Source organism: Synechococcus sp. MU1651 (genome assembly GCF_023630635.1).
Taxonomy (GTDB): Bacteria; Cyanobacteriota; Cyanobacteriia; order PCC-6307; family Cyanobiaceae; genus Parasynechococcus.
Window position 1 is genome coordinate 72930 of the sequence record NZ_JAKUHJ010000005.1, and the last position, 20056, is coordinate 92985.

21 protein-coding genes are annotated in these 20056 nt (G+C 63.6%); 6 read left to right on the top strand and 15 right to left on the bottom strand.

Features of this window, described 5'->3' with window-relative positions; all coding sequences use genetic code 11:
* Positions 1-37: 37 nt before the first annotated feature.
* Positions 38-1363 (bottom strand): aminopeptidase P N-terminal domain-containing protein, encoded by a 1326-nt coding sequence (locus tag NCN05_RS06435; protein ID WP_115161664.1) that lies wholly within the window; start codon positions 1361-1363, stop codon positions 38-40.
* Positions 1364-1450: 87 nt separating this feature from the next.
* Between NCN05_RS06435 and NCN05_RS06440 the strand changes: the two genes are divergently transcribed.
* The 5 genes from NCN05_RS06440 to ald all read left to right on the top strand — a co-directional run bounded on the left by NCN05_RS06440 (position 1451) and on the right by ald (position 7228).
* A complete protein-coding gene (locus NCN05_RS06440; RefSeq protein ID WP_250397451.1) occupies positions 1451-2449 on the top strand; it encodes a CNNM domain-containing protein in 999 nt (332 codons plus the stop codon).
* A complete protein-coding gene (locus NCN05_RS06445; protein ID WP_250397482.1) occupies positions 2446-3741 on the top strand; it encodes a GTP-binding protein in 1296 nt (431 codons plus the stop codon). Before NCN05_RS06440 ends, NCN05_RS06445 begins: the two co-directional genes overlap by 4 nt.
* 1 nt (position 3742) lies before the next feature.
* Positions 3743-4324: a nicotinate-nucleotide adenylyltransferase gene (locus NCN05_RS06450; RefSeq protein WP_250397452.1), complete on the top strand. Its 582-nt coding sequence runs from the start codon at positions 3743-3745 to the stop codon at positions 4322-4324.
* Positions 4324-6009 carry an NAD+ synthase gene (locus NCN05_RS06455; RefSeq protein ID WP_250397453.1) on the top strand — a complete coding sequence of 562 codons (1686 nt, stop codon included), beginning with the start codon at positions 4324-4326 and terminating at the stop codon, positions 6007-6009. Before NCN05_RS06450 ends, NCN05_RS06455 begins: the two co-directional genes overlap by 1 nt.
* 73 nt (positions 6010-6082) lie before the next feature.
* The gene (gene ald, locus NCN05_RS06460) at positions 6083-7228 is read left to right on the top strand and encodes an alanine dehydrogenase (protein ID WP_250397454.1); all 1146 of its coding nucleotides are present in this window, start codon (positions 6083-6085) and stop codon (positions 7226-7228) included.
* Here the strand turns inward: ald and NCN05_RS06465 are convergent.
* From NCN05_RS06465 to NCN05_RS06530, 14 genes are all read right to left on the bottom strand, one after another.
* Positions 7225-7653, bottom strand: a complete 429-nt coding sequence (locus NCN05_RS06465; RefSeq protein ID WP_250397455.1) for a YchJ family protein — start codon at positions 7651-7653, stop codon at positions 7225-7227. The two genes, ald and NCN05_RS06465, sit on opposite strands and share 4 nt — an antisense overlap.
* On the bottom strand, positions 7653-8705 hold the full coding sequence (locus tag NCN05_RS06470) for a DUF3326 domain-containing protein (protein ID WP_250397456.1): 1053 nt from the start codon (positions 8703-8705) through the stop codon (positions 7653-7655). The genes NCN05_RS06465 and NCN05_RS06470 overlap by 1 nt, the downstream gene beginning before the upstream one ends.
* Positions 8702-8887, bottom strand: coding sequence for a DUF8621 family protein (locus NCN05_RS06475; RefSeq protein WP_250397457.1), 186 nt, complete (start codon positions 8885-8887; stop codon positions 8702-8704). Before NCN05_RS06475 ends, NCN05_RS06470 begins: the two co-directional genes overlap by 4 nt.
* Positions 8884-9213: a 2Fe-2S iron-sulfur cluster-binding protein gene (locus tag NCN05_RS06480; protein ID WP_114989502.1), complete on the bottom strand. Its 330-nt coding sequence runs from the start codon at positions 9211-9213 to the stop codon at positions 8884-8886. The genes NCN05_RS06475 and NCN05_RS06480 overlap by 4 nt, the downstream gene beginning before the upstream one ends.
* Positions 9214-9245: 32 nt before the next feature.
* Complete coding sequence (locus tag NCN05_RS06485; RefSeq protein WP_250397483.1) at positions 9246-9956, bottom strand: TIGR02466 family protein; 711 nt, start codon at positions 9954-9956, stop codon at positions 9246-9248.
* A 103-nt stretch (positions 9957-10059) separates the two neighbouring features.
* The gene (locus NCN05_RS06490; protein WP_250397458.1) at positions 10060-11010 is read right to left on the bottom strand and encodes a F0F1 ATP synthase subunit gamma; all 951 of its coding nucleotides are present in this window, start codon (positions 11008-11010) and stop codon (positions 10060-10062) included.
* Between the two features lie 13 nt (positions 11011-11023).
* On the bottom strand, positions 11024-12544 hold the full coding sequence (gene atpA / locus NCN05_RS06495) for a F0F1 ATP synthase subunit alpha (protein ID WP_114989504.1): 1521 nt from the start codon (positions 12542-12544) through the stop codon (positions 11024-11026).
* 57 nt (positions 12545-12601) lie between these two features.
* Positions 12602-13150: an ATP synthase F1 subunit delta gene (gene atpH, locus NCN05_RS06500; protein WP_250397459.1), complete on the bottom strand. Its 549-nt coding sequence runs from the start codon at positions 13148-13150 to the stop codon at positions 12602-12604.
* Positions 13150-13632: a F0F1 ATP synthase subunit B gene (locus NCN05_RS06505; RefSeq protein ID WP_250397460.1), complete on the bottom strand. Its 483-nt coding sequence runs from the start codon at positions 13630-13632 to the stop codon at positions 13150-13152. The genes atpH and NCN05_RS06505 overlap by 1 nt, the downstream gene beginning before the upstream one ends.
* Positions 13632-14096, bottom strand: coding sequence for a F0F1 ATP synthase subunit B' (locus NCN05_RS06510; RefSeq protein WP_250397461.1), 465 nt, complete (start codon positions 14094-14096; stop codon positions 13632-13634). Before NCN05_RS06510 ends, NCN05_RS06505 begins: the two co-directional genes overlap by 1 nt.
* A gap of 69 nt (positions 14097-14165) precedes the next feature.
* Complete coding sequence (atpE, locus tag NCN05_RS06515; protein ID WP_006851467.1) at positions 14166-14414, bottom strand: ATP synthase F0 subunit C; 249 nt, start codon at positions 14412-14414, stop codon at positions 14166-14168.
* Positions 14415-14584: 170 nt separating this feature from the next.
* Entirely contained in the window at positions 14585-15310 is a 726-nt protein-coding gene (atpB, locus tag NCN05_RS06520) for a F0F1 ATP synthase subunit A (protein WP_006852023.1), read from the bottom strand.
* Between the two features lie 24 nt (positions 15311-15334).
* A complete protein-coding gene (locus NCN05_RS06525) occupies positions 15335-15673 on the bottom strand; it encodes a hypothetical protein (protein ID WP_250397462.1) in 339 nt (112 codons plus the stop codon).
* A gap of 46 nt (positions 15674-15719) precedes the next feature.
* Positions 15720-16889 (bottom strand): class I SAM-dependent methyltransferase, encoded by a 1170-nt coding sequence (locus NCN05_RS06530; RefSeq protein ID WP_250397463.1) that lies wholly within the window; start codon positions 16887-16889, stop codon positions 15720-15722.
* Positions 16890-17035: 146 nt separating this feature from the next.
* On the opposite strand from NCN05_RS06530, the gene NCN05_RS06535 reads away from it, so the two are divergent.
* On the top strand, positions 17036-19987 hold the full coding sequence (locus tag NCN05_RS06535) for a phycobilisome rod-core linker polypeptide (RefSeq protein ID WP_250397464.1): 2952 nt from the start codon (positions 17036-17038) through the stop codon (positions 19985-19987).
* Positions 19988-20056: the final 69 nt, after the last annotated feature.

The following is a 20056-nucleotide window of genomic DNA, read 5'->3' on the forward strand; positions in this document are numbered from 1 at the left end:
AACTGCGGTCCGCGAAACTCCCCGCTGATCGAGGCGATCAGCGCTCCATTGCAGCAACGCTCTTGAGGGCGCCGGCAGTGAGCACCTCATGGCCGGTCTCGGTGACGGCAACGTCGTCTTCGATGCGGATGCCGATGCCTTTCCAGCGATCGTCAATCTCTGGCTGTCCTTCCGGCACGCTGAGGCGATCGCTGACGTAAAGACCGGGCTCAACGGTGAGCACCATGCCTGGCTCCAGCGGCGCAGGTTGCTCACCGAGCCTGTAGGCCCCCACGTCATGCACATCCAGACCAAGCCAATGGCCGGTGCGGTGCATGTACAGGTGGCGGTAGTCGCCTCGCTCGATGATGCCGTCCACATCCCCGATCAGCAGGCCCAGGTCCACCAGGCCCTCCACCAGAATTCGCAGGGCGGTGTCGTGCACCGCCTCCGCCGTGCCGCCGGGAGCCACAACGGCAACTGCAGCTTCCTGAGCCTCCAGCACCAAGCTGTAGAGCTCCCGCTGTTCCGCCGTGAAGCGGCCATTCACCGGGAAGGTACGGGTGATGTCGCCGTTGTAGTAATCCTCCAGCGAACAACCGGCATCGATCAGCAGCAGGTCACCGTCCTGCAGCGGGGCCGTGTTGGCGGTGTAGTGCAGCACGCAGGCGTTATCACCACCAGCGACGATGGATCCGTAGGCAGGACCGCGGGCCCCGTTGCTGCGGAAGTGGGCCTCCATCGCCGCCTGCACCTCGGCTTCGTTCATGCCCGGACGGGTCATCGATCGGGCCAGCTCGTGGGCTTCTGAGGAGATGCGGCAGGCCTCCCGCAAACGCTCCAACTCATGGGGCTCCTTGCGTAGCCGCAGGCGATGCAGGATCGGCGTTGGTGCCACCAGGCCCAGGGCCGCCGTCCCCGTGCGGGCATAGGTGTCCAGTTGCCGCCCCCAGGCCGAAAGCACCATCGATTCCACCGATGTATGGCGGCCCACCCGGAAGGCGATGGCTTCGGCACCGGCGAGGTACTCGGGCAGTTTTTCGCTCAGCTGATCCAGCGGATGGGCCAGGTCCGCCCCATAGCGCTCCACCGCGCCTTCGGTGCCCCAGCGGAAGCCGGTCCACACCTCAGCAGCCGGGTCCTTGGGCTGCACAAACAGCACGTAGCGCTCGCCTTCCGGTCGATGCGGCAGCAGCAGAGCCACCGCATCCGGTTCATCAAAACCGGTGAGATAAAAGAAATCGCTGTCCTGCCGGAAGGGCCATTCGCAGTCGGCGTGATGGGTCGCCAATGCCGCGGCCGGAATCACCGCGGCGGCAGCGCCGAGTTGCTCCATGAACAGGGCGCGACGACGCGCGTGGATGCCGGAGTCGAAACCGTTCACAGCAGCAGAGCGTTCAGGGGAACAGGATGGCAGTTGGCAAGGCCGAACTGGCCAGGGCCTCTACGATGCAAGGAGTTTCAGACGGCAATGAGCTCCGATCTCCTGGTGCTGTTGCTGCTGGTTTTGGTGGTGCTGCTGGGTTCGGCCCTCTGTTCCGGAGTGGAAGCCGCCCTGTTGACCGTGAGTCCAATCCGGGTGCACGAGCTGGCCGCCCGGGAAAGCCCTGTGGCCGGGGCCCGGCGCCTGGCGCAGTTGCGTCAACGGCTGGGGCGCACCCTGTCGGCTCTGGTGATCGCCAACAACGGCTTCAACATTTTCGGCAGCCTGATGCTGGGCGGTTATGCCGCCTGGGTGTTCGAGCAGCGCAACATCAGCGGTGTGGCCCTGCCGGTGTTCTCGGTGGGTCTGACTGTCCTGGTGATCCTGCTGGGTGAAATCCTGCCCAAAGCCCTCGGAAGCCGTCTGGCCCTGCCGGTGGCCCTGACCAGCGCACCCCTGTTGCATTGGCTCGGCCTGGTGCTCAGGCCGCTGGTGCTGCTGCTGGAACGGATGCTGCCGGCCATCACCGCCGAAGCGGAACTCAGCACCAACGAAGAGGAGATCCGTCTGCTGGCTCGCCTGGGCTCCCAGAAGGGAGAGATCGAAGCCGATGAAGCCGCGATGATCGGCAAGGTGTTTCAACTCAACGACCTCACCGCCCGCGACCTGATGACGCCGCGGGTAGCGGCGCCCACCCTGGATGGGAGCCTCAGCATTGAAGCCCAGCGGGCCAAGCTGATGAGCACCAACGACCCATGGTGGGTGGTGCTGGGCGATCAAGTGGACAAGGTGCTTGGCGTGGCCAGCCGCGAGCGAGTGCTCACGGCCCTGTTGGAGAACCGCGGCCTGCTCACACCCGTTGATCTCTGCGAACCGGTGGAATACGTGCCCGAGATGATCAGGGCCGATCGGCTGCTGACGGGCTTCCGGCGCGACAGCGGTGGTGTGCGCGTGGTGGTGGATGAATTCGGTGGCTTTGTCGGCGTGATCGGGGCCGAATCGGTGCTGGCCGTGCTGGCCGGCTGGTGGCGCAAGCCGGCAGCATGAGCGGGATGCAACCCACCCCGCCCCATACCGTTGAGCGCTGCCAGCTGCTGCTAGAGCACTGGCGCAATCAGCTTCAGCTGAGCCCACGGGACCAGGGACTGCTGGGGGGTGAATTGCGGCTGCTGGATCGTCAACTGCAACGGCTGCAGCAACGACGCCTGCGCATTGCTCTGTTTGGTCGGGTGGGGGTCGGCAAATCCAGCCTGATCAATGCCTTGATCCGCCGGCCACTGCTGGCAACGGATGTCGCCCACGGCAGCACCCGCCATCAGCAGGCGGTGGACTGGCCCGTGGAGATTGCCGGGCTGACCAGGGTGGAACTGGTGGACACCCCCGGCATTGATGAAATCGATGCCGCCGGGCGGGCTCGCTTGGCCTCCCGCGTGGCCATGGGGGCTGATCTGGTGCTGCTGGTGGTGGACAGCGACCTGACCCGGGCCGACCTGGAGGCCTTACAAACGCTGCTGGAGAGCGGCAAGCCCCTGCAGCTGGTGCTAAACCGGAGCGACCGCTGGCCAGAGCAAGACCGTGCCGAACTGCTGCGCAGCATCCGCGCCCGGCTGCCGGTGGATCTGCCGATCACCGCGGCAGCGGCAGCGCCCCGCAGCCCCCAGATCCAGGCCGATGGGCGGGTGCGCAGCACGATCACGACGCCGCAGGTGCAAGATCTGCAGAAGCAGCTCTGCCGGCAGCTGGAGAACGAAGGCACCCTGCTGTTGGCGATTCAGTCGCTGCGCCAGGCCGACCGCTTCCAGAGGGCCTGCCAAGCACTGCGGCTGCAACAGCACCGCCGCACGGCCCAGAGCCTGATCGGTCGTTACGCAGCCGCCAAAGCCACCGGCGTGGCCGTCAACCCTTTAATGGAATTGGACATGGCCGGAGGCATGGCCTGCGACACCGCCCTGGTGCTGCAGCTCAGCCGTCTCTACAACCTGCCGATGACGCCAGCGGCGGCACGGCTGCTGCTCACCCGACTCTCCAGCCACAACGCCTTGTTGGGCGGGGTGCAGCTGGGGCTGGCGGCCCTCAAGCAGGCCCTGCTGCTACTGGTGCCGGTGAGCGGCGGCGCCAGCATGGCCCCGGCAGCCCCGGTGGCCGTGGCCCAGGCCGCCCTGGCGGTGCATGCCAGCCGCCGAACGGGGCGTCTGGTGGCCCAGCAGTTGCTGCGACGACGCGGTGGACAACCCGGTGCGCTGTTACGCCGCCTGGCCGAACGAGATCCCGTGGTGCACCACTGGCTGTTGCGCTGGCCCAAAGCCCTGGAGCAGGATCTGCAACTACTGCTGCCCTGAGATGACCGCTGCTGCCATCGCTTTGCTGGGCACCAGCGCCGATCCACCCACCCGCGGCCATCAGGTGCTGCTGGAGGGTCTGTTGAACCGCTACGGCCAGGTGGCGACCTGGGCCAGCGACAACCCCCTGAAACAGCACGATGCTCCCCTGGCATTGCGAGCAATGCTGCTCGGCCAGCTGGTGCAGCAACTGCAGGATGAACGTCTCGAGCTGGCCCAGCATCTAAGCAGCCCTTACACCTTGATCACCTTGCAACGGGCCGCCCAGCATTGGCCTGATCGCAACCTGGTGTTTGTGGTGGGCAGCGATCTCGCTGGCCAGATTCCCCGCTGGAAACAGAGCGATTGCTGGCTGCCGCAGTGCCGCCTGGCCATCGCCCCCCGCAAGGGTTGGCCCCTCGAGGACGCCACGCTGCAGGCCCTGCGCGATCTAGGCGGACAGGTGGAGCTCCTGGATCTGGAGGTTCCCGCCACCGCCAGTTCGCAACTGCGCCAGCAACCGAATCAAGCTCAGATCCCTGAAGCGGTATGGCCGCTGTTGCTCCAGCACAATCTTTATGGCCTTTCGGGGAGCCTCTGCTGATGCGCATCGCCCTTGCGCAACTCAACCCCGTAGTCGGCGACTTCGAGGGCAACGCGAAGCAGATTCTGGAGGCCGTGCGCAGAGCAGAAGAGCAGGCTGTTGAGCTGGTGCTCACCCCTGAACTCTCCCTCTGGGGGTACCCCCCCCGGGACCAGTTGCTCGAGCCCAGCCGCCTCCAACAGCAAGACACGGTGCTGCAGTGGCTGGTGAACCAACTGCACAGCAGCGTCACTCTCTTGGTGGGAGCTGCGCTGCCCGCATCCGATGCCCGCAGTCCACGGCTGCACAACGGTGTGGTGCTGGTGAATCGTCTGGGCTGGCGGCCGATTGCCCAGAAACAGCTGCTGCCCAGTTACGACGTCTTTGATGAGCGGCGCTACTTCCGCCCCGGTGATGGCCCCTGCCTGCTCAGCCTGCCCAACGGGAAGCGACTGGGCCTCACCATCTGCGAAGACCTCTGGGTGGATGACGGCCTGCAGCGCGAGCGCCTGGACGGACCGGATCCCATCGATCAACTGATCCCCGAACAGCCGGATCTGGTGATCAATCTGGCGGCTTCCCCCTTCGATGCCTCCAAGCCAGCCTTGCGCCAACAGCTGGCGGCGGCGGCGACGCAACGCCTCAATTGCCCACTGATCTACCTCAATCAAGTGGGGGGCAACGACGAGCTGGTGTTCGACGGGGCCAGTTTTGTGGTGGGAGCCGATGGCGCCGTGCAGCTGGAGCTCCCCGTCTGTGAGGAGCACCTGGCGATCTGGGACAGCGGTCATCCCACCCCTGTGCAGTCCCACGGCCAGATTCAACCCATGGATCCCCTGGAGCGGCTGTTCCGCGCCCTGGTGCTTGGGGTGCGTGACTACGCCCGGAAATGCGGGTTCAACAAGGCATTGCTGGGGTTAAGCGGCGGCATCGACTCAGCGCTGGTGGCCGTGATCGCCAGCGCAGCCCTGGGGAACGAGGCGGTCTCAGCGCTGTTGATGCCCTCCCCCTGGAGCTCGGCTGGATCCATCGACGACGCCTTGGCCTTGGCCGAACGGTTGGGACTGCAGACCAACACAGTGCCGATCGCCGGCCTGATGGAGGGCTACGACCAGGCCCTCACCGCACCGCTCGGGGCAACGCCCCAGGGCGTGACGGCGGAAAATCTGCAATCACGCATTCGCGGCACCCTGCTGATGGCCGTGGCCAACCAGCAGGGCCAACTGCTGCTCACCACCGGCAACAAATCCGAGCTGGCCGTGGGGTACTGCACCCTCTATGGCGACATGAACGGCGGGCTTGCGGTGATTGGCGATCTCTACAAAACCAGCGTGTTTGCCCTGTGCGACTGGCTCGACAGCGACGCAGCCCGGGGCTGCCGCCAGGCGCTGGGACTCCCGACCCACGGGGAGCTGGTGGGGGAGGCGATTCGACGCAAACCCCCGAGCGCCGAGCTCAGGCCCAACCAGAAAGACAGCGACTCCCTGCCCGACTACGACGCTCTGGACGCCCTGCTCAAAGCCCTGATCCAGGAGCGCCATTCTGGAGCAACCCTGGTGGCGGCCGGCCATGATCCCGCCCTGGTGGAGCGGGTGGAACGGCTGTTGAAACGGGCCGAGTTCAAGCGACGCCAGGCAGCACCGTTGCTCAAGGTGAGTCCCCAGGCCTTCGGCAGCGGTTGGCGGTTGCCCATTGCAGCGACCTAAAGCCATCCCACCCTGGTGATGTGGCGGGTTGTGCGCAGCGGAGCCAGATTGAAGGGATCTCCTTGAAGCCGCCATGGCAGCCTCCGTTCTCTCGGCCCCGATGGCCAGCATCGGTGTGCCGAAGGAGATCAAGCTCGATGAGCAGCGCGTGGCGCTGACTCCCGATGCGGTGCGGGAACTGGTGAGCCAAGGCTTGGAGGTGCGCATCGAAACCGGAGCCGGGGCTGGAGCGGGAATCGGTGACGACGCCTTCGCCGCCGCCGGTGCCGGTGCCCAAATGGTGAGCCGCGACGAGGCCTGGGGCGCCCATTTGGTGGTGAAGGTGAAGGAACCGCAGGCGGAGGAATTTGTCTATCTGCGGAAGGACATGGTGCTGTTCACCTACCTGCACCTGGCCGCCTATCCCAGCGTTGGCGAGGCTCTGCTGGAGGCAGGCACCGCTGCCATCGCCTACGAAACCGTGCAGCTGGAGAACGGCAGCCTGCCGTTGCTGGCACCGATGAGCGAAATCGCGGGGCGCTTGGCGGCCCAGGTTGGAGCTCACCTGCTGGAGAAACCCCACGGCGGCCGCGGCGTGCTGATGGGGGGCTGCACCGGCGTGCAACCGGCCCGGGTGGTGGTGCTTGGCGCCGGCACCGTGGGATGGAATGCCGCACGAACGGCCGCCGCCATGGATGCCGAGGTGTTGCTGCTCGACCGCTCACCCCAGCGGTTGCGCAGCCTGGAGGCCGACCGGCGCGGTCGCTTGATGAGTGTGGTGAGCAGCCGCGGGCTTCTGGAACGGTTGGTGCCAACGGCGGATCTGGTGATCGGAGCCGTGCTTACCCCCGGTGGGCGCGCCCCCACCCTGGTGGACGAGCAGATGGTGAAGCAGATGCGGCCCGGTTCAGTGATCGTGGATGTGGCCATCGACCAAGGCGGCTGCATCGCCACCAGCCAGGAGACAACCCACCGCGATCCCACCGTGACCATCCACGGCGTGCAGCACTACGCCGTGGGCAACATGCCTGGTGCGGTGCCGTTCACCTCCACCGAAGCCCTGGTGAGCGTGACCCTCCCGTACATCCTGGGCATCGCCGGGCGGGGCCTGGAGGAAGCGGTGACGGAACGACCGGAACTCATCTCCGGCCTGAACACGGTGCAGGGATCGGTCTGCCACCCCGGCGTGGCCAAAGCACTTGGGGTGCCGCCGCGGCATCCGATGGCCTGCCTGCGTTAGCCCTCCATGTGGAGTGCACCCACATAGAGCCAAGGACCATCCCCCGCGCCGTCGCGCCGCTGAAACAGGGAGGTTTCCTTCAGCACCCCACCGCGGTAACGGGCTTCAAACTGCACCGTTCCCTCCAGATCCCGCGGGCCGCCGGCGCTGACAGCCAGCACCGTCAAGCCGAGCCAACGGGTCTGCCGGCAACTCCGCTCCAGGGAACGACGCCGCTGCTGTGCTGGAACATCCGGCTCGGGATGGGTGGCCAGCAGATAGTCGATCTCGCCACGCGCAAAAGCTGAATATCTTGAGCGCATCAACTGTTCAGCCGTTTCGGCACGCTGATAACCGCGATGCAGGGGCCCGCAGCAGCTGCGATAAACACCACCCCCACAGGGGCAAGGGCTCTGATCGAGGGCTCCACCAAAACCGCCAGGCATCAATCCAACCGTTGCAGCGCTGGCAGTGGCCGGCCCAGCGACGCCGGACTCAATCCCTCCCGCAGCGCCAGCACCAACCCTGCTGCCTCGCTGTAACTGCTGGCCTGAAGAACGCCCTGGCTCAAGCCAAGGGCATCGGCCGTGACCGACAACTCCGCGGGGTTCTCCACTGTGATCAGCGGAACATTCCGTTCCAGACAAGCCAGCACCGCTTCACCCCCCAGGGCGCCTGCGGGCACCACAACCGCCCCCAATTGCGTCGCATCAAGATCGCCAGGCTGCCGGGGGGCGCTCACCAGATCCGGTGCCCGGCTCAGCCCCACCAGCACGCAGGCCAGGAAGGTGTAGCCGAGCTCCTCACCCGCCGCCCTTGGATCCAGCTGCGGATCCAGGGGCAAGGGGTCCAAGGCCGGAGCGTGGGCACAGGGGATCTGCAAGTGCTGCAACAGCAGGTGGCTGATCACCGCTTCAGCACCGGCCAGAGCATCCACGCCACTGCCCTGTCGATACGCCGCCAACGCGTCACTCTCCGGATCCTCCGGGAAGCGGGCCACCACTGCAATCGCCGTCGCCCCGGCCTGCTTCAAGCGTTCACCGGCTCGCAACAAGGCATCAGGACGCCCCAATCGCCCCCAGCTGGCGCCACTGGCACCACACTCAAGCGTCACCTCAAGCGGCGCATCCGTGGAAACCACCGGACCGATCTCCAAACCCAGGCTGGCTCGGCAGCCCTCAGCCACCTGAATCTGGCGCTGGGCCAGCTCAGGCTCGATACCGGCATCCAGCAGCAAGCCGATCCGTTGCCTTCGCACCGGCCGCAGGGCCCAGTCACCCACGGCAAACCGATCGAGGCCATAACCCTCCACATAGAGCACGCGGGAATCGCTCCAATACAGCGAAGCCCCGTTCATCACATTGGGATGGGTGATCAGGCAGCCGCTCGCTGCAGCCAGCAAGCGTGCAGACGGCAGGGCGTCACCGGCGTAGCCACCGATGTCACAACCGATGCCCGTGGGCACCAGCATCAGCGTTGGCATCGGGGCCGAGCTCACGCGTTGATCACTGCCTCCACTTGAAGGGTGCGAGCACCATCGGCACTGGAGTGCACTGCGGTAAGAGCCCAACGCAGCGGATCACCCTCGTGAGCCAACTGCTGACGGATCCAGCTGCGCAGCTCAACCAATGGCACATCAGCGGGCCAAGGAAACTGGCGTTGCAGGCTGATGAGCCTCACTTCTGGTATTGACCGAACTGGGCTTCGTAGAGCGCATCCTCTTGCCCCGCCTTGAGGGTGAGATCAGCACGCGGGAAAGCCACGCACAGCAGGCTGTAGCCCTGCTGCTGAAGCTCACCCTTCACGCCCATGGCATCGGGCTGCTCAACACTGCCCTCGCTGATCACCGCAGCACAAGTGGTGCATACCCCGGAGCAGCAGGAGCTGGGGAGGGTGATGCCAGCGGCCTCAGCAGCATTCAGCACCGTCTGGTCAGCGCGGCAGGGGAAGCTGTGGGTTTCGCCTTCGAACTCGGCGCGGACGGTGTAGGTGGCCACGTCGGACATGCCGGGCTCAACAAGGAAGACGCCGCATTCTCTCAGGCAATGGGCTCGTCCAGCGAGTCCCAGTGGCGGGGGTGGGGCGCCAGATATTCCGGCGAACCACCCTGCACGGGTGCTGTCAGCACGAAATCAAAACTGATGGAACAGCGCAGCTCGTCTGGGGCGTCGTTGGGCAGAACGCTGTGCTGCAGGCTCGACGGAAACAGCACCAGTAAACCGGGGCGTGGGGCCAGATCCCAGTGGGCCTGATTGAACGGGTGGCCTTCAGCAATCGGGCCGCCGTAACCCACCGCCAAACCCGCCACCAACTCATTGGGTTGATCGGACGCATGCAGCCGCAACATGCCTTCTTCTCCCGAGCCGTTACCCGTGAGGTACAGAACAGCACTGAGATGGGCATTGGGGTGATGGTGGCGGCCAACCGCTTGATCCCAATCGCTGATCACCGGCCAGCAACGCTGCAGATGCAGGGCCACTTGGCTTCGCTCAAACCCAAGCGAATCGAGATAAATCCAGGCCTGCTGAACCACCAACTGAGCCAAGGCCTGAAAGGGCTGCTGTTGATGCAGCTGCCACACCCCATGCAGGTCCCCTGTCCAGGCGCAGCCTTCATTGGGGTTGCCCTCGGCCTCGCCGCGAAGCTCCAGCAGAGCCTGCATACAGGACGCCTGCTGCAGAGGGTCGAGAGGAAGTTGCGTCGTTGCCACGACGGTGGGGAAGAGCTGATGAAGCTGAAGCACGCCCAGGCCCTCAAACCGCTCCGCTTCACCGTAAACACAGCACAAAAAAGCCGGCCCCGAAGGACCGGCTGTCTATGAATCGATCGACCGAAAAGATCAACCGAAATGGTTAGCCAACAGCGGCCGCACCGCCTGCAACTTCCAGGATCTCCTGGGTAATCGCAGCCTGACGGGCCTTGTTGTAGTCAAGGGTGAGGCTCTTGGCCAATTCCTTGGCGTTGTCGCTGGCGTTGTTCATGGCCGTCATCCGGCTGGCCAGCTCGGAGGCTGCCGATTCCTGCAGGGAACGCAGCATCTGGTTCTGCAGATACAGCGGAAGCAGTGCATTCAGCAACTGTTCAGGGGTCTGCTCAAACACGATGTCCGAAGGAATCTTCGGCTCGGTGTTGGCAGGGCCTGCACCAGGCTCCACCGTCAGAAGGCCGTCCTTGGTGGTGAGACGGAAGATCTCATCCTCGGGATCAGCGATGTCCTGAGGATCCAAGGGCAGAAGGGTCTGAACCACGGGCTTGCAGCTCACCAGGTTGATGAACTTGGTGAAGATCAGTTCGACGCGGTCGGTGCTTTCGGCCAGGAACTCAGCCAGCAGATCCGTGGAGATCGTGTTGGCCTCATCGGCGGTGGGCACCTGTTCCAGACCGGAGAAGGTGGTCTGGATCGGGTAGTCCCGACGAGTGAAGTAGCCGATGGCTTTGGTGCCGATCAGCAGCAGCTTCACGTCGAAGCCCTTCCCCTTCAGTTCAGCAAAACGCTGTTCCGTGCGCTTGATGATGTTGGCGTTGTAGCCACCACACAGGCCGCGATCGCCGGTGACCGCCACCAGGGTGATGGTCTCCACATTGCGCTGCTGCATCAGGGGAGATGCCGCATCTTCGAAACCCATGCGGGACTGGAGGTTTTCCAGGATCCGGGCCAGCCGATCCGCGAAGGGACGGCTGCGGAGCACTTGCTCCTGGGCGCGGCGCACCTTGGCCGCAGCCACCAGGCGCATGGCCTCGGTGATCTTGCGGGTGTTTTTGACCGACTTAATTCGGTCTCGGATTTCCTTGAGATTCGCCATGTCGGCAGCTCCTTCAGGCCGCGGAGGCGACCATGGTGGACACGACTTCGGTGATGGCGTCCTTGAGGATCGCCTCAGCCTCAGGGCTCATCACTTTCTTCTCCTGGATTTCGGTGATGAACTCAGCCTTGTTGGACTTGAGGTACTCACGCAGTTCGCGGGAGAAATCAACAACCTTGTCGACGGGGACGTCGTCGATCAGGCCCTTCACACCGGCGTAAACGATGGCGACCTGCTCAGCCAGGATCAGGGGGCTGAACTGAGGCTGCTTGAGCAGTTCACGCAGACGCTTGCCGCGCTCCAGCTGCTGCTGGGTGGAAGCATCCAGGTCAGAAGCGAACTGGGAGAAGGCGGCCAGCTCGTCGAACTGGGCCAGCTCCAGCTTGAGGGTGCCGGCAATCTTCTTGATGGCCTTGGTCTGGGCAGCACCGCCCACCCGGCTCACGGAGATACCCACGTTGATCGCAGGACGCAGACCGGAGTTGAACAGGTCAGAGCTGAGGAAGATCTGACCATCCGTGATCGAAATCACGTTGGTGGGGATGTAGGCCGAAACGTCACCGGCCTGGGTCTCAATGATCGGCAGGGCGGTCATGGAACCCTTGCCCATGGCGTCAGACAACTTGGCTGCACGCTCGAGCAGACGGCTGTGGCAGTAGAAGACGTCGCCGGGGTAAGCCTCACGACCGGGCGGACGACGCAGCAGGAGCGACATCTGGCGATAGGCAGCAGCCTGCTTGGAGAGATCGTCGTAGATCACCAGGGTGGCCTTGCCCTTGTACATGAAGTACTCGGCAATGGAGGCGCCGGTGTAAGGAGCCAGGTACTGCAGCGCAGCGGGCTCGGAAGCGTTGGCCGCCACGATCACGGTGTAGTCGAGGGCGCCGCGCTCACGCAGCACTTCAACGACGTTGGCCACAGAAGCAGCCTTCTGACCCACGGCGACGTAGACGCAGATCATGTCCTGATCCGCCTGGTTCAGGATCGTGTCGATCGCGATGGCGGTCTTGCCGGTCTGGCGGTCACCAATGATCAGCTCGCGCTGGCCACGGCCGACGGGGATCATCGCGTCGATGGCGGTGATGCCGGTCTGCATCGGCTCATGCACCGACTTGCGCTGAATGATGCCGGGCGCCATGGATTCGATCAGGCGCGTCTCGCTGGTGGCGATTTCACCCTTGCCGTCGATGGCACGGCCCAGGGAGTTCACCACCCGGCCCAGCATGGCTTCACCCACGGGCACAGCAGCAATCTTGCCGGTGGCCTTCACCGTGCTGCCTTCCTGGATGCCGTATCCCTCACCCATCAGCACCGCGCCGACGTTGTCGTCTTCGAGGTTCAGGGCGATGCCTTCGGTGCCGTCCTCGAATTCGAGGAGCTCACCGGCCATGGCTTGCTGCAGGCCGTAAACGCGGGCGATGCCGTCGCCCACGGTGAGAACGGTGCCGACATTGCTGACGGAAACCGACTTGTCGTAGTCCTCAATTTGCTGCTTGAGGATGGCGCTGATCTCGTCGGGACGGATGGAAACCATGGCGTGTGATCCCAGCTGGGAGTGGGGGGGGAAGAAGCGGTGGAGGAAGAAGTGAGGTCAGCTCGCCTTGGCGAGTGCCAGACCGAGGCGACGAACCTGGCCAGACAGGCTGGCGTCGATCACCTGAGATCCGAGACTCACGACGAAACCGCCGATTAGGGACGGATCCACACTGAGGTCGATGTCGACCTTGTTGGTGCCGGCCATGGCCTGCACCTTCTTGGAGAGGGCCGCTTGCTGCTCTTCGCTGAGAGCCTGGGCTGAGCGGACCTGAGCCAGGGTGATGCCCTGCTGCTCGCGATAGAGCTCGAGGTAGCGAAGCATCACCGCATCGAAGGCAAGGAGTCGCTGCCGATCCGCCAAGACCTTGAGAAGGTTGAGAACGGACGGGGTGACCTGCTCACCCACGAGGGCCTTGAGGGCCTGCTTTTTGGCATCCGGCTCAAGAACCGGAGACACCATGGCGTCGCGGAAGTCTTCGGAATCGTTCCAGATCTCAAGCAGTTGCTTGCATTGATCGGCAACGGTTTCAGACTCACCTCGGGCTTCGGTGACCTGAAGCAATGCTTCGGCGTAGGGGGTGGCCAGAGAGTTGAGGAGAGGCATCAGGCGTTCTCCAGATTTTTGATGGTGGAATCGATCAACTTGGCCTGAGCACTGGCGTCGAGACGATCCGGAAGCTGGGCAAGAACATTGTCGATTGCCGCCAGAGCAGCTTCACGACGGAGGGTGTCCTTGATCCGGGCAGCATCGGCCTCTGCATCAGCATCGGCACCGGCCTTGACGGCAGCCATCGCAGAGATGGTGCGCTTCTCGCCTTCGGCACGAATGCCTGCGGCGCGGGCCTGACCATCAGCACGAATCTTCTCGGCTTTCTGCTGGGCAGCAGCCAACTCGGACTGAGCCTGGCTCAGGTTTTCAGTGGCGGTCTTCAGGCGGGACTCTGCGTCCTGCAGGTCCTGAAGGATGGCGGCGCGGCGGCGTTCCAGGATTCCTCCCAGGAAACCGCGCAGGAACCAAACCAGGAGACTGATCACAATGACCAGGTTGACCAGGTTGGTTTCGAGCGGATTGAAATTGAGAGACATCACGCGGCCAGCAAACGGTTGATGATCGTGGTGCTCAGCTGATCCACCTGGCCCTTGAGTTGGGTTCGGGCGGACTCACGCTCGGCCTCGATGGCACGACGGCTTTCCTCTTTGGTGCGGTTGGCTTCAGCTTCCGCCTGGGCCAGTGCTTCGCGGTAAAGCCGGTCAACTTCTTGTTCCGCCTCGATGATCACGGCCTGAGCGGCCTGGCGGGCACCTTTCAGCTGTTCAGCCAGATCAGCCTCCAGGCGTTGAACCTGGGCGAGCTTCTGCTTGGCATCAGCACGACTGGTGGAGATGTAGCCCTCGCGATCTTCCACGACCTTGCCGACCGGACGGAAGAAGAGGACATTGAGCAGGAAGGTGAGGAGAACCACCTGAACCGCCATCAGCGGAAGGGTGGCATCGAGGTCAAAAAGACCTCCCTCCGGAACACCTGCTTCAGCGAGCAGAAGCCAGGTCATGGAAAGGTGCGCTGGGAAGGAATCGAAACAAGAAGTTCAGGAGGGGGATCAGCGATCCCCCTGCACTGATCAGCCGGCGAAGGGGTTGGCGAACAGAAGCACCAGAGCCACCACCAGGCCGTAGATGGTCAGCGATTCCATGAAAGCCAGGGACAGCAGCAGGGTGCCGCGGATCTTGCCTTCGGCTTCGGGCTGACGGGCGATGCCCTCAACAGCGCCGCCGGACGCGGTGCCCTGACCGATACCAGGGCCGATGGCGGCGAGGCCGACTGCCAGGCCAGCAGCCACAACGGAAGCGGCGGAGGTGATGGAATCCATGTTGGGTGGTGTAAGGGGAAGCGCTGGGAAGCGCTGTACGGAATGGACTTGGGGATCGGTTCCCCCCGCGCAGGGACATTCCCGAAGGAACGGGCCCGGGTGCAATGCCGGACCTGCGCGCGGATGTGTTTAGCAGATCGCCGTTCTCAGGCGATAGAGGAGGTCGGCTTTTAGTGGGCCTCGTGGAGGCCTTCACCGATGTAAAAGGACGCCAGGGTCGCGAAGATCAGAGCCTGAATGGCACTGGTGAATAGACCCAGAAGCATCACAGGCAGGGGCACAATCAGCGGAACCAGGTACACCAGCACGCCCACAGCCAATTCGTCGGCAAGGATGTTTCCGAACAGACGGAAGGAGAGGGAGAGAGGCTTGGTGAATTCCTCGATGATCTTGAACGGGAGCATGATCGGGGTCGGCTCCACGTACAGCTCGAAGAAGCGCAGACCTTTACGGCTCAGGCCGGCATAGAAGTACGCCAGTGACACCAACAGAGCCATCGCCACGGTGGTGTTGATGTCTGCGGTGGGAGCGCCGAGCTCACCCTCAGGGAGTTCGAAGATCTTCCAGGGGATCAGGGCTCCGCCCCAGTTGCTCACGAAGATGAACAAGAACAGGGTGCCGATGAACGGCAGCCAGTCGCGGTAGTACTTCTCGCCGATGTTGTCGCGGGCGATATCGCGGATGAAATTCCAGAGGAATTCGAGCAGGTTCTGCAGACCGATCGGGTCACGCTTCATCCCGCGGGTGCCGACAAGCACCACAGCCAGGAGGATGCCGATCAGGATCCAGGAGCTCAGGAACACCTGACCATGCAGATACAGATCGCCGATCTGCCAGTACAGGTGGTGACCCACTTCCAGTTCAGCGAACGGGAGTGGTAAGGGCAACAAAGCCATGGGTGCAGAGAAAAGTGCTCAGACTCAGCGGTCGTCGAGGACGTGCTGAAGAATCAGGGCGGGCTTGTAGAGAAGGAATCCCAGGAAGGCCGGCAGCAGATCGAGCTGAGGCAGCTTGGCCGAACCAACCACAAGCAGGGTTGGAACGATGAGCTGAAAACGCCCCAGTCCACGGGACTGGTCACTGAGCCGGGCCACACTGCGAGCCAACAAGCGAACGTACAGAAGTCCGGCGCAGGAGCCCACAAGAACACTGCCGGCCACCGAGAGATTCATGGTGAGAGCCACGATCGGAACCGTGACGATTGACACCAGAACGGTGGCCAACAGCAGGCGACGTTGAAGACGGTAAAAATCTTCCAAGCGCTGCCTGAAATGGCGCGCGGAATCTATCACGCGTTCGCTGCTGTTATTCCTGCAACAGCAGCAGCTGGCGATCCACAAGATCGCGGATCTGATCCGGAGACGCAAGGGCCCCCAGCCTCTGTTGCGGCTGCTCAGCGACAGTCCGCAGCAGGGAGCGGTCGGCATCCGTGAGCTGAATGGGCTCCATGTTGCGACCAAGAATCGGATCGGGTTCTCCCCAGAGGCAGGGCTGAACGAAACCCCTGGCCTGGCCGAGGGCCTCATCACTCCAGCAAGCTCGCTCCACTGGTGCCGCAGAGAGAAAGAACTCGAAGTGGCTGATGTCGGGATCCAGCTGCTCCACAAGCTCCCACTGCTGACGCGGTGGCAAGGCCTGGGCTCGCTCCAGCAGCTCTCCCTGAAGAAGGCGGGCTGGATCCCAGACCTCCGGATTGGAGAAGCCGGCGAAATGCAGACCCGCCGTATCGATGAACGCGAAAAGACGCTCGAGGTTGTAACTGGTTTCCTGCGGGTGCAGGTACATGTCTGCGAAATTCGCGTCAGGCGCGCAGTCCACGGCCCAGCGTTCCCGGTGATGACGGGCCAGGCGATTGCCCTCAGGCAGGGTCTCGAACAGTTCCCGCCCCAGATGCAGGCCCTCCGAGCCTGTGCCGGCATTCAGAAGACTCAGCGCTTTCTGGGTGCGATGGATCTCCCAGCGACCGGCATCGGCGTAAAGAAAGAGATGCAGCAGACCAGACGGAGCCAGGCGATCCGCCAGGGAGCGCAGCCCCGCCTCCGGCTGATCCAGGTGATGCAACACCCCCACCGAATTGATGTAGTCGAAGGCCCCTTCGTCGGCCAGATCAAGAAGACTGCGCCGCTCCTGACGCAGCGAGGTCACTTGCTCGGCCGCCCCGGAGCGCTGGCAGCGTTCCCGCGCCACCGCCAGCGCCCCATCACTGATGTCCACCCCGAGCACATCAGCCCCCGGGTTGAGATGGCAGAGGTAATCGGTGCTCACCCCGGTTCCGCACCCGGCATCGAGGATCCGCGGCGCCTCCATCCCTGCAGGGATCGATCCGTACACGGCAGCCCGAACGCTGCGATGACACCAACGCCAGTTGTATCCAGGTGGCGGCCCGTCTTGCAGTGGATCCCCCGGGAAGGGAAAGCGGTCATAAAACGCACTCACCACGGGAGTCGCAGCATCACTGGGCTTGGGGTGGGTCATGCAGCGCTGATTTCGCGCCTGCGAGCTTTTCACGTCAGACCCATGGATCCGCTGCAGCACTGCAAGGCCTGCAAACATTTGTTCATGGGGCCACGGAGCGCCATCCCGGCAGCCGTAACGTGGCGCGATCCGGCTTGCTTTCGTCGATGACAGTGACCGCCAGCAGCGGCAGCCCGCGCGTGTCTCCCCAACTGTTCGACACTCTGCCGCTCTCCAGCGTCCGTCAGGCAGAGCAGCAGGACCGTTTCCCGGACAACGGGGAACTGGACAGTCTTGTGACCTTCTTTCGAACCGGTCAGGACCGGATCGAAGCGTCCCGGATCATTGCGGCCAACGCCGAGGCCATCGTGGCCCGCGCCGCCAACAGAATTTTTGTTGGAGGAACGCCCCTCTCCTTCCTTGAAGCGCCCCTGACAACAGGCGAAACCGGGCGTTCAACAGCTCAGGAAGCCACCCCGCTGGCTGCTGACCAAGCCGCGTTTGAGCAGTCGGTGCGCACCTTCACCGGCGACAGCAACAGCACCAAGCGGGGCAACTTCCTCACCCGCCTGCTGGAAGGAGCCGGCGGCGATGCCGACGTGCGGGTTGTGCTCCCCACCGGTTTCAACGCCATCAGCGTGGCCAAGTACGGCCCGGCCTTCATGCGCAAGTCGGTCCGCGACATGGGTTGGTTCCTGCGCTACGTGGGCTACGCCCTGGTGGCGGGAGACCCCAGCATCCTTGCGGTGAACACCCGCGGCCTGCGGGACATCCTTCTTGAGAACTGCTCCCTGGCGGCAACCAACGTGGCTCTTCAGGAAATGCGGGCTGCTTCAGCGGAACTGCTGCGGGATCGTCCTGAGGCCCGGCAGATGACCATCGACTGCTTCAACGTGCTGTTGCAGGAGCTGGCCATCCCCACCCCCAGCACGAAGCAGCGCCAGGGGAGTGCAGTGCAGCAGGGCCTGCAGCTGCCGGCGATCTACGCCCTGGCCTCGGAAGGACGCCAGCTGTTTGAAATGCGTCCCGGTCTGTCCGGAGCCGAAAAAGCAGAAATCATTCGTGCCGCCTACCGCCAGGTGTTTGAGCGCGACATCGCCAAGGGCTACTCCCAGACCCCCTGTGCCGATAAGGCCAGCGCTGTCAGCCAGGGCCAAATCTCAATGCGCGAATTCGTTCGCGCCCTTGGCCGCAGCAAGGAATACCGCCAGCAGTTCCACGACGGTTTCGTCAACAGCCGCGTGGTGGAACTGGCTTACCGCCACTTCCTCGGCCGGGGCATCAGCTCCCTTGAGGAGTTCCGCAAGTCGTTCGCCATCCTGAGCGACCAGGGCCTCAAGGGTCTTGTGGATGTGCTGGTGAATTCCTCGGAATACGCCCAGGCCTTCGGAGAGGAAACCGTTCCCTACCTGCGCGATCTCGGCACGGAAGCTCAGGAAAGTGCCGGCTGGGGCTCCAACCGCAAGCTGTTCAACTTCAGCGCCCCGTTCGATGGCGCACCGCAGTACGTCACCCTCTACGCCTCCTACCGCCAGCCCTTTGCCGACCAGCACGTCTACGGCGGTGGCAATGATCCGGTGGCGAACAAATTCGGCGCCATCTTCCCCAGCGGAACCGCCTCAGTCGCCACCCGACCAGCCCCCTACGGCTACGACAGTCGCCGATTGCTCGTGAGCAACGGCCTCAACAGCCCTGGCCAACTGGACAGCGACAGTTTCCGCAAGAGCCGCCCCCGCAAGGGTGGTCCGCGTGTGATGCGACTTCAGCAGATCGCCACGGGTGGCACTGTGAATCCAGGGCGAGGTGGTCAGCCCAGCGTCCGTACGACTGAGGCCAGCACCCAAGCCGTCATCAAGGCTGTTTACGTGCAAGTGCTCGGCAACGGCGGCTATGCGGGAGAGCGGATGAGCTCTGATGAAGCCCGCCTCGAAAATGGAGACATCTCTCTCAAGGATTTTGTTCGGGCAGTCGCCAAATCCGATGCTTTCCGACGCCGCTACTGGAGCGGTCTCTACATCGTGAAGGCGATCGAAGTGATGCATCGGCGTTTGCTGGGCCGACCCACCTTCGGCCGCTGGGAAATCGATGCGCTCTTCGATACAGCCGCAAGACAGGGCTTCTACGGCGTGGTGGACGCACTAATCGACAGCAAGGACTACAGCGAAGCTTTTGGGGCCGACACAGTCCCCTACGAACGTTTCATCACACCTGGTGATGTGACTGCACGCCGAACTCCAGGCTGGTCACGTGCTCTCAAGCTTGAGGCTGCCGCTGACCTCACCCTCAGCAGCCGTCCAGAAACACAGCGGTCCGAGGCATTCCGCAGTAGTGGCGATGTGACGCCACGCAACCTGCCCGACACGCAAAAGACAGCCACCCAAGACTTCACGACAACGACGAGCGGAAACGCAGGTGCGCCCAGTTGGCTGTCGGTGGTGCGTCAACAACGTCTTGCGTCCAACAGGACTGGCTTCCCGATGCGGCGAGCCAGCAACTCAACGCCAACCAGCATTGGTGGCCGGTCATGGAGCGTTGAGCTGATTTCTTCCAACGCGCGGAGCGGGCAAGCACTCCCACGCATGGGCATGGCTCTTGTCACAGAAGGCGCTGAAGGATTCCGCTTGCGGGGTGGACTACCCGCGACGCTGGAGCTGAAACAGCCGTGCAGCGAAGATGAGCTCCAGACTGCTGTGAATGCAACTTACAAGCAGCTTCTCAACCGTGTTCCCACAGGGAATGAGCGTCTGATCAGCGCAGAATCACGGCTGCGCAATCAGGACATTGACCTGACCGAGTTCATTGCTGAAGTAGCGATGAGCGAAGCGTTCCAGAACCGAATCGCCACGATGGCACCCCTTCGGGCCGCGTCCGCGGCAGGTTTGGCTCTGCTGGGACGGGCCACCACCCCAGCGGAGACCAGCCGCTTCCTGATCACCCGCGCTCAAGCGGGTCATGGCGCTGCCGTGACTGAACTTTTGGCGGAACGGATCAGCACGACGGTGCCCCGCGTCGACGGCATGGCGACGGCATCAGGGGTCAACCAAGCCACCATCCAGCGCACGGCTTCGCTCTACCGCGGCAATGCCGGCCTGAATCCACCCACGGGCGACGCGATCTGATCCTCAGGTCTCCATCTCGCTGACAAAAAGCCTCCACAAATCATGGTGGTTTCTGTGATCCAATCCCGG